Raw genomic sequence first — 16,375 nt, 5'->3', positions numbered from 1 at the left:
GGCTTTACCCCTTCAGTCCCGTCGAGGCGATGCCTTCGACAAAGAAGCGCTGCAGCGCGAGGAAGACGACGAGAACCGGGATGAGCGCGACGACGGAGGCCGCCATGATCAGCCCGTATTCGGCCGAATATTGCGAGATGAACATGCGCAGGCCGATCTGGACGGTCTTTAGCTCGGTCTTGGTGAGATAGATCATCGGCCCGAGGAAATCGTTCCAGGTGCTGACGAAGGTGAAGATCGTCAGCGTCGAGAGGGCGGGCTTCGACAGCGGCAGCATGATGCGCGCCCAGATCTGATATTCGTTCATGCCGTCGATGCGCGCCGCCTCGCAGAGTTCGGTCGGGATCGACATGTAGAATTGCCGCATCAGGAAGACGCCGAAGGCGGTGAAGGCCTGCAGGCAGATCAGCGCCAGATGCGTGTTGTTGAGGCCGAACTCGCGCATCAGCAGGAACTGCGGCACCATATAGACCTGCCAGGGCATGGCGATGGTGGCGATATAGCCGAGGAACAGCGTGTTCTTGTAGGGGAAGTTCAGCTTGGCGAAGGCGTAGGCCGCAAAGCTTGAAGTCAGAAGCTGCAGCAGCGTGACGATGATCGTCAGCTTCGAGGTGTTGTAGATGAAGAGCGCAAGCGGGATCTTCGTCCAGATATCCACGTAGTTCTGCCATTGCGGCTGTGACGGTATCCACTCGATCGGGAAGGCGAAGACGTCGCGGCTGAGCTTCAGGGATGCCGAGAGCATCCAGGCGAAGGGCATCAGCATGACAATCGTCACCGTGACAATGATGGCATAGAGCAAGCCCGTTTTGGCGGTCACCTTGCGTCCCGCGATCCTCATGCCTCGTCCTCCCGCTGACGGCGGAACTGGAAGACCGTGACGGCGAGCACGAGGAAGAACAGGACGAGCGCCACCATGCTGGAATAGCCGAGGTCCCAGGAAATGAAGGCCTCGTTATAGATGTGGTAGACGAGAACCAGCGTCGAGGTGCCGGGGCCGCCCTGGGTGATCATGTAGATCTGGTCGAACACCTTGAAGGACTGGATCGTCAGCATGACGGTGACGAAGAAGGTCGTCGGCCCGAGCTGCGGCACGGTGACATGGATGAACTTCTGCCAGGAATTGGCGCCGTCGAGATCGGCTGCCTCATAGAGTTCGGCATTGATCCCCTGCAGCCCGGCCAGATAGATGACCATGTAATAGCCCATGTTCTTCCAGATGCCGAAGAGGATCACAGTGACCATCGCCCAATGGCGGTCGGCCGCCCATCCCGGCATGTTTTTCGGATCGAGGCCGAGCGTATAGAGGATCATGTTCACCGGCCCCATCTCGGGGTTGAAGATCATGTTCCACACGACCGCGACGGCGACCAGCGAGGCGACGTAGGGAAAGAACATCGCGGTGCGGAAGAAATCGCGGCCTACGATCTTCTGGTTGAGGAGAACGGCGAGGCCGAGCGCGCAGAGCAATGTCGCCGGCACCGAGGCGACCGTGTAGATGATCGTATTCCAGAAGGCTGCGATGAAGGCCTTGTCCTCGAAGAGCCGCCAGAAATTGTCGAGCCCCGCGAAGGTGATCGCGTTCGAGCCGTCCCAATGCATGAAAGCAAGCGCGAAAGCGAAGAGGATCGGCCCGAGCGTGAAGACGGCGAAGCCGAGGAAATTCGGCGCTATGAAAGAGTAAGCGACGAGCGCGCTGCGGATCTTGCGCTGCCGCTTGGACAGGACCGCCACCTTCCGGTCAGAAGTTGCCGGGGCGCCATCCGTTGCGATGATCGAATTCGATATGGACACCGATGCTTTCCTCCTGGCGCGGATCTTCTGCGGCTGACGGCTTGTGGATTCCTCTGCCGGCCGCCGCCATTCTCCCCCCGAGCAACGGCATAACACATATCCGGCACTGGTCAAACAAGTTCTGAATAGATCATACAAATTTTATAGCGGACGCTGGAAACATATGATAAGTGAGCATGGAAGGCCACACGCTCGTGGCGGCATTTTCAGCGTAGTGAGGAACATGTTCAGCGAGATTTCAGGAGATCTGCCGGACAGCTTGGGCGACTTCACGCCCGGAGCGGTTTCTTCCGATCGCGAGAGATGGAGCGCGGTGCCGCAGGCGATGCGCGACGCGGTTATTCGCGATGCCGAAGCCACACTTGCGCGGGTCTGGCCTCTGATCACGGCTTCAGATTACCGCGAATACACGACGAGCGGCAATCGCTCGCGTTTTGAGGAGCTTTATTTCACCCGGCGGCGGATGCTCAATGATGTGGTGCTCGGCGAACTCGTCGAAGGCAATGGGCGGTTCCTGCCGAAGATCATTGACGGCATCTTCCTGATCGTGGAGGAGAGCGGCTGGCAGCTTCCGGCGCACAATGGCTATGAACGTGGTGGCCCGCGCCTGTCGCTTCCCGATAATTCGCAGCCCGTTGTCGACCTCTTCGCCGCCGAAACGGCAGCCCTGCTCGCAACGATCGTCGCCCTGCTGGGCAAGGCGCTCGACGGCGTCAGCCCTGAGATCACCGCACGGGTGGCGCGCGAGATCGAGGGCCGCATTCTCTTGCCCTATCTCGGGCGGCACTTTTGGTGGATGGGCCGTGGCAATGAGAGGATGAACAACTGGACAGCCTGGATTACCCAGAACGTCCTGCTGGCGACCTTCTCGCTGAACACTGATCAGGCGACGCGCCGGGCGGTTGTCGAGAAGGCGCTCGGTAGCCTCGACGCTTTCCTCAAGGACTATGCCGAGGATGGAGCCTGTGAGGAGGGCGTAGTCTACTATCGTCACGCCGCCCTCTGCCTTCATGGCGCCTTGACGGTTCTGGACGCCGCGGCGCCGGGCCTTTTTGCCGGGATCTGGCAGCAGCCGAAGATCCGCAATATGGCCGAATATATCGCCAACATGCATGTGGCCGGCCGCTACTATTTCAACTTCGCGGATTCCTCCGCCGTCGTCGAGCCCTGCAGCGCACGGGAATATTTGTTCGGCAAAACGGTTGGTTCGCAGATGCTGGCGGACTTCGCCGCAGCCGACAGGGCTGCCGTCGAACACCCGCATTTGCCCGAGGAATGGAACCTCTGGTATCGCGTGCAGGAACTGCTGGCCGGACCGCAGATCCCGATCATCGAGCCGCGTGCGCTGTCGCGCCGGGACATTTTTTATCCCGGCATCGGCCTGCTTGTCGCTCGCGACGATCGGTTCTCGCTTGCGGTCAAGGGCGGCAACAATGGCGAGGGCCATAATCACAACGACGTCGGCAGCGTGACCCTCTACAAGGACGGGCGCCCATTCCTGATCGATGTCGGCGTCGAGACCTACACGGCGAAGACCTTTTCGCCGCGGCGCTACGAGATCTGGACGATGCAGTCGGCCTATCACAACCTGCCGACATTCGACGGCATCATGCAGTCCGCCGGCGAAGCTTTCGGCGCGCAGGACCTCGAAACGGAATTCGGTGAGAACCTGGCGCGCATATCTCTCGATATCGCTGGCGCCTATCCGGTGGAAGCGCAACTGCGCAGCTATCGGCGTGCCGTCTCCTTGGTCCGCGGACGCCATGTCGAGATCGTCGATAGCTATGACGGCGACAAAGCGGCGGTTCTGTCGCTGATGATATGCCTGCCGCCGACGATCACCCGGGACAGGATCGATCTTGCCGATCTCGGCAGTATTTTCGTCGACGGCGCCGGGCCGATCGAAATCGACGAGATCGAGGTGAATGATCTCAGGCTGAGATCGGCCTGGCCGGAGAAGCTCTATCGCCTGCGCATTCCGCTTGCCAGGAAGCTCCTGAAATTACTGATAAATTAGATAGTTAGAGCCTGATCCGTCAGAAATCTTCAGGCTCTGAGGAGGACGAACATGGAATTGACGCTGAAGATCGTGGGTGCCGATGGGTCCGTATTGGCAAGCGCCACTGGGCAGGATGAGACGTTCCTGGTCTATCGTCAAAGCTATCGCGAGGGCGAGCAGGTGATTGTGGAAGTCTCCAGGCCCGGACATGTCTTTCTCGCGCTGGACAGTGCGATCCAGCCCAGCCTTGTCTATATGAAGCAATGTTCCTACGCGCTTGCGGTGCCTTTCGGCGACAAGCGCAAATCCTATTCCCCGAATGCGTTCAGCGGCGATATCCACCGGCTGTCCGTGCGCTGTGCGCGCCCCGAGGAGATCGCGCATCGGCGCAATCTTGCGCTCAACCCCTGGGACGATCACGCCAACCGGGCGCTATTTCCGCATGCGCGCGCCAATGTCGAAACCCGAGGCGAAGCGGTCTTTGCCGCCAGAAACGCCATCGACGGCGAAAAGGCCAATGACGATCATGGCTTCTGGCCCTATACGAGCTGGGGCATCAATCGCGATCCGCAAGCGGCGCTGACGGTGGAGTTCGGCAGGCCGGTCCGCGTCGACGAAATTGTCTTCTACCTTCGCGCGGACTTCCCGCATGATTCCTGGTGGGAAGAGGTGAGCGTCACCTTCTCGAGCGGCAAGACCTCTCGTTTCCCGCTGGTCAAATCCGGTGCCGCCCAGGGCTTTTCCATCGAGCCCTGCATCATCGAATGGATCGAGCTGCATGGCCTCATCAAGGCTGAGGACATCTCACCTTTTCCGGCGCTGACGCAGATCGAGATCTGGGGTACGGATGTAGCCGGCGCTGCAACCCCCGGCGTCGAAAATGAGGTCGGGCGCGCGCCCCTTCCTCTTGCTCTATGAGCCCACGGCCGGCTTCGTCCGGGCCGCGCTCGGCGGGCTGTCATGCAGGCGGTTCCAGGCGCGGCGCAGTTGCCGGGCCGAGCCGAAGCCGGTGCGCATTGCCACGGCCTCCATATCCAGCCTTGAGCCGGCGAGCATCTCGCGGGCGAGCGCCACGCGCATGCGGTTGACGAAATCCGTGACGCTCATGCCGGTGTGTTCGTTGAACAGCCGTGAGAGGTTTCGCGGGCTGGCGCCGCTGAGGCGCGCGAGCGAGGCGACCGACCAGTCGCGGGAAGGATCGGCGGCGACTGCATCCTGGGCGCGATGGATGGCCGGGTGGATATGGTTGCGGCCTTCGAGCCAGGGCGAAAGCTGCGGATCCGAGCCGCCGCGCCTGAGATAGACGACGAGATATCGTGCCACCGCAAGCGCGCAGGCATGTCCTGCCGCTTCGGCAACGATATGCAGCATGAGGTCGATGCCGGCGGTGATGCCGGCGCTCGTGAGGCGCTCCCCATCCTCGACATAGAGCCGATTGTCCCGGATGCGCGCGGTGGGCGCGAGCCTTGCCAGGTCCTCCATGCAGCCGTGATGGGTGGTGCATTCGCGGCCATCGAGCATTCCGGCCTCGGCCGCGAGCAAGGCGCCCGAGCAGATCGAGGCCAGCCGAACCCCCGGGCGAATGGCCCGCTTCAGCCAGGCGACGATCGCGGCCTGGGCGGCGCGCTCCTCTTCGTCCCACGGACGGTTGTTCTCCATCGGCGCGTCGGCGCTGCCGGCGATGACGACGAGCGCCTGATCGGGCAAGCGCTCCGGCAAGGCGGCGACACCCGTAACGGCAAGGCCGATCGAGCTGCCGACCGTTGCCGACGGGCCGATATAGGTGGCGCTGAAGCGCACCGTCTTCTGTTCGAGGTTCGCCTTGCGCAGCACTTCGATCGGGCCGGCGACATCGAGCAGCAGCACGCGCGGCGGCACGACGACGTAGACGGGGATATCGAAGGGCTGCGCTGTATCAGTCATGCCGCGAGTTGCTCTCCGCTTCCCGCCAGCGCCTGTTCGACGGTTGCGATCCGGGCGAAACGGCCCGACAAAACCAGTTCCGTGCGGCCGCGGATTTCTCCGGCGCTCCATGTGCGTCCCGATACGTCCGTCATCGGGAAGGTCAGGGTCGCTTCGCCGACATAGTCGACTTGATAGCCGAGATCGGAGGCGTGACGGGTCGTGGTCTCGCAGCACTGTTCGGTACGGATGCCGGAGACGATGATGCGGCGAACGCCATTCCTGGTCAGCCACACGTCGAGGCCCGAACCGACGAGTGCACTATGGCGGTTCTTCCTGAAGATCGCTTCGGGAGCGATCCTGAGAGGGGCGAGCGTTCTGACGAAGCCCGAGCTTTCCGAAAACGGCCCGTTTCCGTCAACATGAAAGATCTGGATGACGGGTATTCCGCGGGCTTCTGCGCCGTCGATAAGAGCCTGCTGGCGTTCGATATAGGCGGGTGCGAGGCCTTCATCCCAATAATCGCGCTGCCGGAAGGACTCCTGGGCGTCTATGACGAGAAGAATGGTTTCGTGGCCGGACATTTTCTGCTCCATGGTGGTTGATCATGAAGCCATATTCTGCCGCCTAACGCCAGAGGAAAATGCCCGCGCCGGACAAATAGCGGACAATTCGCGCCAATGATTGCCGAGGGCGGCGTCGCGCCGGGAGCGGCAGGCGAGATACAACGCCTTAGGCACGCTTCCGCCAGGCCCTCTGCCCGTGCTAAGGGGGACGGATGAGACTGCTTGTGGTGGAGGACAACAAGGATCTGGCGGCCTGGCTGGGCAAAGCCCTGCGGCAGGCGCAGTACACTATCGATATTGCCTATGATGGCGAGGACGCCGAGCATCTGCTCAAGGTGGCGGAATATTCGGCGATGATTCTCGACCTTTCCCTGCCCAAGCTTGACGGATTGACGCTTTTGAAGCGGCTGAGGCAGTCAGGAAACAAATTGCCGGTCATCATCCTGACCGCGAATGCAAGTCTGGACGGCCGCGTGGCCGGACTCGATAGCGGCGCCGACGACTATCTCGCCAAACCTTTCGAAATCGCCGAACTCGAGGCGAGAATCCGTGCCGTGGTGCGCCGCGGGCAGGACCGGGCATCCTCCGAGATCACCGTCGGAAACCTGCGTTTTTCCGGGGGCACGCGGCAATTTTTCGTGGCAGACGAACCACTGCAATTGACGCCGCGGGAATATGCCGTTCTCGAACAGCTCGTCATGAAGCTCGGCACCACTGTCTCGAAAGCCGCCCTGTCCGAAAGCGTCTTCGGTTTCGACGACGAGGCCGATCCGAGCGCCATCGAAATTTACGTCCACAGGCTCCGCAAGAAGCTCGAAAACAGTTCGGTTCAGATCGCGACGCTACGCGGGCTCGGCTATCTCCTCAGACATGTCCAATAGCGTCGTGACAAAGGCGGGCGGAACGATCACGCGGCTCAGCCAGAGCCTGAGGGTGCAACTGCTCTGCTGGGTGCTGCTGACGCTCTTCGGCGCCATCGCCTTCAATCTCTACGACAGCTTCTGGTCGGCCGACGCGACGGCAAAGCTGGTGACGGACCGAACGCTTCTCGCATCCGCCCGGGTCATCGCCGAGGCGGTGCGCGTCGATGAGGGCGGCAATGTTCAGGTGGACGTTCCGCCGGCCGCGCTCGAGATGTTCGATACGGGCTTTGGCGACCGTGTGTCCTACCAGGTCATCACCGCCTGGGGCAATCTGGTGAGCGGCTTTCCCGATCTGCCGCGGCCGACCGTCCAGCGCGTCGGCGAGGATCGCGCCTTCCATGGCGCCGACGTGCGCGTCTTGATGCTCGATCATCCGGTCGTCGGTCTTCCCAATGACGGCACGATCTCGGTGACCGTCGCCGTGACGCATAACAGCCAGTATGCGATGCGAAGGCAGTTGTGGCTTTCGGATTTTTCCAAGCAGTTCGTGCTCGTCTTTGTCGCAAGCCTGGTGACGATCCTTGGGCTTCAACGCGGCCTCGCGCCTGCTCTGAGGCTGCGGGACGCGGTGCGCCGGCGTGGGCGCAACCGTCTTGATCCGCTGTCACCCGAGATGGTGCAGAGCGAATTGCGTCCGCTCGTCCATGCGCTGAACGATTACATGGAGCGCGTCCAGAACCAGATGGCCGCACAGCGGCGGTTCGTATCGAACGCGGCGCATCAGTTGAGGACGCCGCTCGCGCTGATTTCGACGCAGGCGAGCGTGGCCTCCCGCGAAGACGATGCCGCCCGCCGCGACGAGGCGCTTGCTGCGCTGCGCACCAGCACCCGGCAGATTTCGCGTCTCGCCAGCCAGTTGCTGACCTTATCGCGGGCCGAGCCCGGCAGCCGCCGCCCGCGCAGCGACGCGACCGATCTTAGCAAGGCGGCCCGCGAGATCCTGGAGGCCTATGCCGAAGAGGCGCTCAAGCGCAACATCGACGTGGGCCTGGAGGCGGACCGGCCGGTTGTCGTCGAGGGCGACGGGACGATGCTGCGCGAGATGCTGGTCAACCTCATCGACAACGCGATCCGTTATAGCAAAGCCGATGGACGGGTGACGGTCGCCGTCGGGCAGGCGGACGGCCACGCCGTCGTCACCGTTGAGGATAACGGGCCGGGCATTCCCGAAGGGGAGCGCCAGCAGGTTTTTGAGCGGTTCTATCGGATCATGGGAACCGAAAGCGAAGGGAGCGGACTCGGGCTTGCGATTGTCCGCGAGGTCGTCGAAGGGGCTGGAGGTTCGGTTTCGCTCGGTGATGCTGAAGGCGGCGGTCTCGTCGTGATCGTTCGGCTTCCGCTTGCTTGAATGGTCATGCTTGGGAGGTTTGTCCATGCTGTGCGGTTCGCTGGGATAGCTTGCCCCTCACCCTAACCATATGCGCTTGATTTGACCGATATTTTGGCTCACTGGCCGAAGGTTGAAGCGGGGCTGCCGGTCGGCTTAGAGCTTTTCCGGGTTAGATTGAAGCATTCTGTTGGCTCAAACGGAGTCGGATGGTCGACCGGCCGGCGCGCGTCGTAGTCCAGTTCTAGGCCAAGCCGGCCGGTCGATCAGCCGGCCCGTTTCAGCCAACCCGAAGGGCCGGGCATCTTTCCGCCAGGATCAGAGGCGATCGGCTCGGACATACCTTGGGGTATGCCCGTCGCCAATCGCCTCTGCCCTGACGAAAACCTGCTCCGGCAGAATGCTTCAATCTAACCCGGAAAAGCTCTAGAGCCTAACCTAGCGCATATGACCCTAACCTTCTCCCCGCAAACGGGGCGAGGGAACGTGGCTTCCGCGACGTGAGAGGGGAACGGAGAGGCCGCGGTACATCCCCTTCTCCCCGCGCGCGGCGAGAAGGTGGCGGCAGCCGGGTGAGGGGCAAGCGCCGGACGACACGTCAATAAAATGAAGGCCGGGCGTTACGCCCGGCCTTCGCTTCGATCTGCCTTGGGAGGAGGCCGATTTATTACTGCGTATCGAGGTGCTGCTGCGGGCGCCATTTCGCCAGGCGGTTCTCGATCAGCGTCATGATGTATTCGGCAACAAGCGTGACGACCATGACGAGGAGGATGGCCGCGAACATGCCGGCCGCATCGAACGTGCCCTTCGCGATCGAGATCAGCTGGCCGATGCCGAAGCGGGCGCCGACGAATTCGCCGACGATCGCGCCGATGATAGCAAAGCCGAAGGAGACGTGAAGACTGGCGAAGATCCAGCTCATTGCCGAGGGAATGACCACCGTGCGCGTCACCTGCCAGTCGGAAGCGCCGAGAATGCGGGCATTGGCGATCATGTTGCGGTCGGCTTCGCGCACACCCTGGAAGGCGTTGGCGAAGACGACGAAGAACACCATGATGAAGGCGAGCGCCACCTTGGACGGCAGGCCGAGACCCATGATCATGATGAAGATCGGGGCTAAGACGACGCGCGGGATCGAGTTGATCGCCTTGATGTAGACGGAGAAAATGTCGGAGAGGAAGCGGTTGCGGCCAAGCCCGATGCCGACGAAGACGCCGGTGATCGAGCCCGCAAAGAAGCCGATCAGCGCCTCTTCCATCGTCACCCACAGATTATACCAGAGCGATCCTTCGGTGGTACCTTCGGTCGCCCATTCGTAAAGCCGCTCAAGCACGCCGCTCGGGCTAGAATAGAAGAACGGGTCGATCCAGTTCATGTTGGAGGAGAGCTCCCACATGCCGATCACGAAGACCAGGATGGCGATCTGCCAGAAGCGCACCAGCGTGTTGCGCCGGCGTATTGCCTTCAGCGCGGAGGCTTCGATCTCGGCATCTGATGTGCCCGGGCGAAACAGGGTGGCCGAGCCGGCCTCGAATGTGACGTGTGCCATGGTATCCTCCGTCAGGCCGCTTCGCTTGCGCGGCGGTAGCTGGTCTCGACCTCTTCGCGGAGGTCCTCCCAGATCGTCTTGCAGTAGTCGATGAAGCTCTGCTCGTAGCGGATCTCCGACACGACGCGGGGGCGGGGAAGGTCGATCGGATAGACCGATTTCACCGTGGCGGGGCCGGCGGTCAGAACATAGACCTTGTCGGCAAGCGCTACGGCCTCTTCGAGATCGTGGGTGACGAACACCACCGAGGCTTTGCGCTCGGCCCAGAGCTTCAGAAGTTCTTCGTGCATGACCGTGCGGGTCTGCACGTCGAGCGCCGAGAAGGGCTCGTCCATCAGCAGGATTTCAGGTTCGTTGATGAAGGTCTGCGCCAGCGAGACGCGCTTGCGCATGCCGCCGGAAAGCTGATGGGGATAATGGTGCAGAAATTTCGACAGGCCGACGCGCGCCAGCCAATCGCGGGCGCTCTGTTCCGCCTCGGCGCGGGACTTGCCGCGGAACAGCGGGCCGGCCATGACGTTTTCGATCACGTTTTTCCAGGGAAAGAGCGCGTCGGTCTGGAATGCAAAGCCGACACGCGGGTCGATGCCGGTGATCGGCCCGCCCATCAGGCGGACTTCGCCGGCGCTCGGGCGTGCGAGGCCCGTCACGAGATTGAGCGTCGTCGACTTGCCGCAGCCGGTCGGGCCGACGACGGCGACGAATTCGCCGCGGGCGACCGTCATGTTGAAATCGCGAAGCGCAGTCAGCGACTTTCCGGTCGGCGAGACGAAACGTCGGCTGACGTTGATCAGCTCGATCGCGGGGATCTGTTTGGTGTCCTGTTGCATGGTGATACCTGAAGGCGTGCTTAAGGGCGCGCACGCAATGCCCATGATCGAACGGACGCCGCTTCCGCTCAGGAGCTGGAAGCGGCGCGACGGCCTCACTTGACGTTCTTGACGAACTCGGTCGTGTAGGTCTTGGAAAGGTCGATCTGTTTGCCCTTGACGTTCTTGGAGAACTCCGAGAGCACGGCAAGCACGGTCTTCGGGCCGTCCTCCGGCATCACGCCATCGGGCGTGAACATGCCCTTGCCCTCGTCGAGAGCCTTGACGTAGCCATCCTTGTCGCCGACGTAGAAGTCCTTCGGCATCTTGTCCGCGATCTCGGCGGCGGAATGCGTATTGATGTATTTCAGCGTCTTGACGAAGGCATTGGCGAGCTTCTGTGCCTCGTCCTTATGTTCCTCGACCCAGGAAGTTTCCATGTAGAGCGAGGCGGCCGGATAGGTGCCGCCAAGCGCCTTTCGGGTCGCTTCGACCGTGCGCATGTCGACGAGAACGCTCGCTTCGCCCGTCTTGATCAGGCGCGAGATCGTCGGCTCCGTCGTCATGCCGGCCTGGATCTGATCCTGCTGCATCGCGGCGATGAACGTGCCGCCGGCGCCGACCGGAATGGTGACGACGTCGCCGGGCTTGAGGTCGGCCTTGGAGGCCATGAAGAGGGTGAGGAAGTTGGTGGAGGAGCCGAGACCGGTGACGCCGAGGTTCTTGCCCTTGAAATCGGCCGGCGACTTGATCTCGGGATGTTTGCTCGAAACCATCTCGACCTCGCCCGGCGCCTGGCTGAACTGGACGATGGATTCGACGAACTTGCCCTTGGCCTGCAGGTCCACACAGTGGTCATAGAAGCCGACGACGCCTTGGACGGCGCCTGCCAGCAGCTGGTTTTCGGCGTCGACGCCGGCAGCTTCATTCAGCAGTTCGACGTCGAGGCCTTCGTCTTTGAAGTAACCGAGGGATTCGGCGAGCTTGGCGGGCAGATAGATCTGCTTCTCATAGCCGCCGACCATGATGGTGATCTTGTCGGCCGCGTGGGCGGCGCCTGACGTGAATGTGGCTGCGGCGAGAAGCGCGGAAAAAGCGACGGTGTGAAAAAGGCTGCGTGAAGAACGCATGGAAATCTCCTCCTGATGGTTTGCCTGCATCGTCGTCTCGTCACCTTGACCGTGTCTCCTCCACGATGCAGCCTTTTCCTAAGACGTCGAAGCTTTCAACTAGCTTTCAGCCGCAAACGATCAACCTGTCGCGTGAACCGGCGGGGAAATGATGCGCCGACGCCCGAGCCTGGATAGCGGCAGCTTACAACGGGCAGAGCTATTTGCTGGCTTTGTCCCTTGCCAAGGCGTTCGGACGCTCGGGAGTGGATATCAGCTGGTAAAGCTTCGCAGATCCTTGAGCAGGTTGCGATATCTCGCCTGGCTGCCGACCAGATGCTCGCGCATGGCATTGCGGGCGGCCTGATCGTCCCGGTCGGAAATGGCGACGACGATCGCTTCATGTTCCCTGTGGATCAGCTTTCGGTAGGCGGTCTGCTCGGCCGTCCTGGTTTCCGGCACGAGCCTCGACTGCGGAATGATCGCCGCGCCCTGAGATTCCAGGAAGTGCTTGAACAGCGGATTGTTCGTCGCCTCGGCGATCGCGACATGGAGTTCGAGATCCGCCTCACGGATGGACCGATCGGTCTCGATGCATTGGAGAATTTTCCGGTGACATTCGAAGATCGCTTCCTCCTGCGCCGGTGACCGGCGGAGCGCGGCAAGTCCCGCCGCCTCGATTTCGACAGGGGTGCGGATTTCCAGCACTTCCAGATCGGAGGCGACGCGGGCCTTGTCGACTTTTCGCCCGGAGAGAGAGGGATCGGCGCCAAGCACGAAAATGCCCGCGCCCTGGCGCACCTCGACCAGCCCGTCGGAGCGAAGGGCAGCCACCGCCTCGCGCACCACGGTCCGGCTGACGCTGTGCGTTTCCGTCAGTTCGTGCTCGCTCGGAAGCTTATCGCCGGCGGCGTACTGGCCGCTGAGGATCGCCTGCCGGAGGCTTTCGCCGACCTGTGCGACCAGCGATCCCGAGCCCCTGCTGCGATCCTTCCCTTGCATAGCCACGCCTCGATCCCCGCATCGGCTTCGATCCGGACGCCGTTCGAACCAGCGGCACTCCGAAATTTATGATTCATCACACATGTATGACAAATCTCGCGGTCTTTCAATGGATGAAGGATCGACGCTTTTGCTTTGGCTGCTTCACCGGCCGATGAAAATCCAACATTATACCTCACAACTCTCGATGTTGCGTCACCTTTCTGGGAAGTCTGAGCCGGGCTTCATGACGTATAGGCGCTGGATATAATCAAGATTAATCGCTATGATTATGATTGATTGGCGTTGAGGAGTTTTTGATGGAGACCAAAGTTCTCACGGCTCATGTTCCATTGCCGCTTGCGCAGAAGGTCGATCAGCTTGCATCGCGCCTTGAGCGTTCGCGCGGCTGGATCGTCAAACAAGCCCTGACTGCATGGATCGACCAGGAAGAGGAGCGTCGGCGTTTGACGCTTGAGGCGTTAGCCGATGTGGATAGCGGCAATGTTGTCGATCACCAGTCTGTTCAAGCCTGGGCCGATAGTCTTGATGGTGACGAGCCGATTTCGTTGCCCCGGTGATGGAAATCAAGTGGACGAGCAAAGCTGTCTCCGACATCGCTCGCTTATACGACTTTCTCTCCCCGGTCGACCGGCGAGCTGCGGCCCGTACCGTGCAGGCGCTGGCGGCAGCCCCCGCTCGTCTAATTGAGCAGCCACGTCTCGGCGAGCGGCTCGAAGAGTTCGATCCTCAGGAGGTCCGCCGCATTCTCGTTGGCCGTTATGAGATGCGTTATGAAATCCAGCAGTCGACAATCTATGCATTGCGGCTTTGGCATACGCGCGAGGATCGGTCGTAATCCTTATAGCCGCCTTGTCGACTCTCCACGCACGAATCTCGGCGTCAGGATGAAATCCTGCGGCGGCTCGGCGGCGGCCTCGGGGCTTGCGATCCTGGCCAGCAGGCGCTGGGCGGCCAATTCGCCGAGCTTCTGCGCATCCTGCACGACCATGGTAATGCGAGGTGTGATGACGTTGCTCCAGGGCACGTCGTCGACCATTGCCAGCGACACGTCGTCGGGACAGCGGAAGCCCATTTCCTGCATCACCTGCAGGGTTGCCAACCCCATCATGTTGTTGGCGCCGATGATGGCGGTCGGGCGGTCGCGGCGGGTGAGCAGGCGCATCGCCTGTGTATGGCCGCCGCTCCTGGTATAGCCGCCTTCGACCACCAGTGACGGATCGACGTCGGCGCCGGCGCCTGCCATCGTGTCCATAAAACCTTTCAGGCGCTCGTCGGCGGTGTGCAGGCCGCTCGGGCCGGAGATGAAGGCGATGCGCCGATGGCCGAGTTGCAGCAGGTGCTCTGTCAGGATGGTCGTCGTCAGCGGATTGTCCGAGCCGACGAAATCGCGCGCGGCGCCATCCACCTTCTGGTCGAACATGACGATCGGCCTCTTGAAGTCGCGCAGGAAGGTTGCGTATTCCTCGCCGCGTCCGTTGGCCGCCAGAGCAATGCCTGCGATCTTTTGCGCCTGCAGCCGCTCCAGCAGCGCCCGTTCGAGATCGGCCCTGCCGGAGGAGTCGGCGATCAGCACGAAATAGCCGTGGTCGAGCGCCTGGTGCTCGATCTCGCGGCGGATGTCGCCGAAGAACATGTTGCCGAGATTGGCGGACACGAAACCGATCAGCGAGCTGCGCCCGCGCGCCAGCGTCTGGGCCACCGGATCGATGCGGTAGCCGGTCGATCGTATCGCCTGCTGAATGCGGTCGAGCGTCTCGGCGCCGACCCGTTTCGGGCTGTTGAGCGCGAGCGAGACGGTCGAGATCGAAACTCCCGCAAGGCGCGCGACATCGCGTATGGTGGTCATATCTGTCGAACCGGTTCTAAAGCTTTCTTCTGTCAGATTTTATTTGCTGTTGCAACATATCTGGCTTGATTGCTCAATTATGGTGCGTTTACCTCGCGGTTGTGCAATTCACGAATTTCGGCTTGACAGGTGCCGGGTCAAGGACGATGTTCAATCGCCGAACCGGTTCGACATGAAGTGGATCCGGAAAAACAGGGAGGAGAAACCTGTGACGAATTCGGAGCGCCAGTCGGAAAATTCGGTGCCGGAAGCGGGTAAGCACGCCTGGTTCAGCCATGATCGTCTTGGCATGTTCATCCATTGGGGCCTCTATGCGCTCGGAGCGCGGCATGAGTGGTTGAAGAACCGCGAAGAGCTGAGCGACGACCATTACCAGCGCTATTTCGACAATTTCGATCCCGATCTTTACGATCCGAAGGAGTGGGCGCGCCGAGCGCGTCTGGCCGGCATGAAATATGTCGTGGTGACAACCAAGCATCACGAAGGTTTCTGCCTCTGGGACAGCAAGGTGACCGACTATAAGGCGCCGAACACGCCCTGCGGCAGAGACCTGCTGACGCCGCTGGTCGAAGCCTTCCGTGCCGAGGGGCTGAAGATCGGCTTCTACTATTCGCTGCTCGACTGGCACCATCCCGATTTCCCGATCGACGTCCACCATCCCTTGCGCAATCACCCGCAAGCCGAGGCGCTGAACGCCGGCCGCAACATCGCTAACTATGCCGCCTATATGCGCGAACAGGTGCGCGAGCTTCTGACCGGCTTCGGCCGCATCGACATCATGTGGTTCGATTTCAGCTATCCCGGCCGCGAATATTGCGGCCTGCCCGGCAAGGGGCGCGCCGATTGGGAGAGCGAACGGCTGCTCGAGTTGGTGCGCGAGTTGCAGCCCGAAATCATCGTCAACAACCGCCTCGATCTGCCGCCGGGCAAGCTGCCGGATATCACGACGCCGGAGCAATATACGCCGCGCGTGGCGCCGGCTCTTGCGAGCCAGGGTGTGCTCTGGGAAGCCTGCCACACCTTCAGCGGCTCATGGGGCTACCACCGCGACGAGGATAGCTGGAAGAGCCCGGAGCAGATCATCCAGCTGCTGATCGATTCCGTTGCGCTCGGCGGCAACCTCCTGATGAATGTCGGCCCGACTGGCCGCGGCACCTTCGACGCCCGCGCCATCGCCGCGCTCGAGGTCTACCAGAACTGGATGGAGGTCAACGGGCGCTCGATCTATGGCGCCGCCCCCTCCAAATTTCCGGTGCCGGCCGGTTGCCGCTACACCCAGCGCGGCAACCGCCTCTACCTGCACGTCTACAACTGGCCCTACCGCCACATCCATATCGAAGGTCTCGCCGACAGGATCGCCTATGCGCAATTCCTGCACGACGCCAGCGAGGTGCGCTGGCTCAGCCACACCAGGGATGTGGATTCCAATATCGGCGTGATGGTGCCGGAAGGCATGATCACGCTCGAACTGCCGGTCCGGCGACCTGACGTTACCGTCCCGGTGATCGAGATCGTCCTGAAAGCGTGAACTCGGTCGCACTCGCGT

At 61.7% G+C, this 16,375-nt stretch carries 16 protein-coding genes; 7 read left to right on the top strand and 9 right to left on the bottom strand.

What is annotated here, in order from left to right:
* Positions 1–4: 4 nt before the first annotated feature.
* On the bottom strand, positions 5–841 hold the full coding sequence (locus AMK00_RS29090; RefSeq protein ID WP_064812723.1) for a carbohydrate ABC transporter permease: 837 nt from the start codon (positions 839–841) through the stop codon (positions 5–7).
* Complete coding sequence (locus AMK00_RS29085) at positions 838–1,794, bottom strand: carbohydrate ABC transporter permease (RefSeq protein WP_064812721.1); 957 nt, start codon at positions 1,792–1,794, stop codon at positions 838–840. Before AMK00_RS29085 ends, AMK00_RS29090 begins: the two co-directional genes overlap by 4 nt.
* Positions 1,795–2,017: 223 nt before the next feature.
* On the opposite strand from AMK00_RS29085, the gene AMK00_RS29080 reads away from it, so the two are divergent.
* Entirely contained in the window at positions 2,018–3,811 is a 1,794-nt protein-coding gene (locus AMK00_RS29080) for a heparinase II/III domain-containing protein (protein ID WP_064812719.1), read from the top strand.
* A 51-nt stretch (positions 3,812–3,862) separates the two neighbouring features.
* Positions 3,863–4,711: a hypothetical protein gene (locus tag AMK00_RS29075; RefSeq protein ID WP_064812716.1), complete on the top strand. Its 849-nt coding sequence runs from the start codon at positions 3,863–3,865 to the stop codon at positions 4,709–4,711.
* Here AMK00_RS29075 and AMK00_RS29070 read toward each other — a convergent pair.
* Positions 4,706–5,716, bottom strand: a complete 1,011-nt coding sequence (locus AMK00_RS29070; protein WP_064812714.1) for a GlxA family transcriptional regulator — start codon at positions 5,714–5,716, stop codon at positions 4,706–4,708. The genes AMK00_RS29075 and AMK00_RS29070 overlap by 6 nt on opposite strands.
* Positions 5,713–6,291 carry an isochorismatase family protein gene (locus AMK00_RS29065; protein WP_189637651.1) on the bottom strand — a complete coding sequence of 193 codons (579 nt, stop codon included), beginning with the start codon at positions 6,289–6,291 and terminating at the stop codon, positions 5,713–5,715. Before AMK00_RS29065 ends, AMK00_RS29070 begins: the two co-directional genes overlap by 4 nt.
* Positions 6,292–6,473: 182 nt before the next feature.
* On the opposite strand from AMK00_RS29065, the gene AMK00_RS29060 reads away from it, so the two are divergent.
* Together AMK00_RS29060 and AMK00_RS29055 are read left to right on the top strand one after the other, a co-directional pair.
* On the top strand, positions 6,474–7,142 hold the full coding sequence (locus AMK00_RS29060; RefSeq protein ID WP_064807633.1) for a response regulator: 669 nt from the start codon (positions 6,474–6,476) through the stop codon (positions 7,140–7,142).
* Positions 7,132–8,532 carry a sensor histidine kinase gene (locus AMK00_RS29055; RefSeq protein ID WP_064812712.1) on the top strand — a complete coding sequence of 467 codons (1,401 nt, stop codon included), beginning with the start codon at positions 7,132–7,134 and terminating at the stop codon, positions 8,530–8,532. Before AMK00_RS29060 ends, AMK00_RS29055 begins: the two co-directional genes overlap by 11 nt.
* A gap of 646 nt (positions 8,533–9,178) precedes the next feature.
* On the opposite strand, the gene AMK00_RS29050 is transcribed toward AMK00_RS29055, so the two are convergent.
* From AMK00_RS29050 to AMK00_RS29035, 4 genes are all read right to left on the bottom strand, one after another.
* Complete coding sequence (locus tag AMK00_RS29050; RefSeq protein ID WP_064812710.1) at positions 9,179–10,060, bottom strand: ABC transporter permease; 882 nt, start codon at positions 10,058–10,060, stop codon at positions 9,179–9,181.
* Positions 10,061–10,071: 11 nt separating this feature from the next.
* Positions 10,072–10,935, bottom strand: a complete 864-nt coding sequence (locus tag AMK00_RS29045) for an ABC transporter ATP-binding protein (RefSeq protein ID WP_012490007.1) — start codon at positions 10,933–10,935, stop codon at positions 10,072–10,074.
* A gap of 50 nt (positions 10,936–10,985) precedes the next feature.
* Positions 10,986–11,999 carry an ABC transporter substrate-binding protein gene (locus tag AMK00_RS29040; RefSeq protein ID WP_064813203.1) on the bottom strand — a complete coding sequence of 338 codons (1,014 nt, stop codon included), beginning with the start codon at positions 11,997–11,999 and terminating at the stop codon, positions 10,986–10,988.
* A gap of 252 nt (positions 12,000–12,251) precedes the next feature.
* The gene (locus AMK00_RS29035; protein WP_064807627.1) at positions 12,252–12,980 is read right to left on the bottom strand and encodes a FadR/GntR family transcriptional regulator; all 729 of its coding nucleotides are present in this window, start codon (positions 12,978–12,980) and stop codon (positions 12,252–12,254) included.
* Positions 12,981–13,279: 299 nt separating this feature from the next.
* On the opposite strand from AMK00_RS29035, the gene AMK00_RS29030 reads away from it, so the two are divergent.
* Positions 13,280–13,540: a CopG family ribbon-helix-helix protein gene (locus AMK00_RS29030; RefSeq protein ID WP_064807625.1), complete on the top strand. Its 261-nt coding sequence runs from the start codon at positions 13,280–13,282 to the stop codon at positions 13,538–13,540.
* Entirely contained in the window at positions 13,540–13,818 is a 279-nt protein-coding gene (locus AMK00_RS29025; RefSeq protein ID WP_064812708.1) for a type II toxin-antitoxin system RelE/ParE family toxin, read from the top strand. Before AMK00_RS29030 ends, AMK00_RS29025 begins: the two co-directional genes overlap by 1 nt.
* A gap of 3 nt (positions 13,819–13,821) precedes the next feature.
* Here the strand turns inward: AMK00_RS29025 and AMK00_RS29020 are convergent, their stop codons facing one another.
* Positions 13,822–14,829, bottom strand: a complete 1,008-nt coding sequence (locus AMK00_RS29020) for a LacI family DNA-binding transcriptional regulator (RefSeq protein ID WP_064812706.1) — start codon at positions 14,827–14,829, stop codon at positions 13,822–13,824.
* Between the two features lie 208 nt (positions 14,830–15,037).
* Here AMK00_RS29020 and AMK00_RS29015 point away from each other — a divergent pair, with 208 nt between their 5' ends.
* Positions 15,038–16,357 (top strand): alpha-L-fucosidase, encoded by a 1,320-nt coding sequence (locus tag AMK00_RS29015; RefSeq protein WP_064812704.1) that lies wholly within the window; start codon positions 15,038–15,040, stop codon positions 16,355–16,357.
* The last annotated feature ends 18 nt before the right edge of the window (positions 16,358–16,375 follow it).

Source organism: Rhizobium sp. N621 (genome assembly GCF_001664325.1).
GTDB classification, from domain to species: domain Bacteria; phylum Pseudomonadota; class Alphaproteobacteria; order Rhizobiales; family Rhizobiaceae; genus Rhizobium; species Rhizobium esperanzae.
The sequence above is the reverse complement of the archived record's forward strand: the minus strand, read 5'-3'. Positions and strand labels throughout refer to the sequence as shown.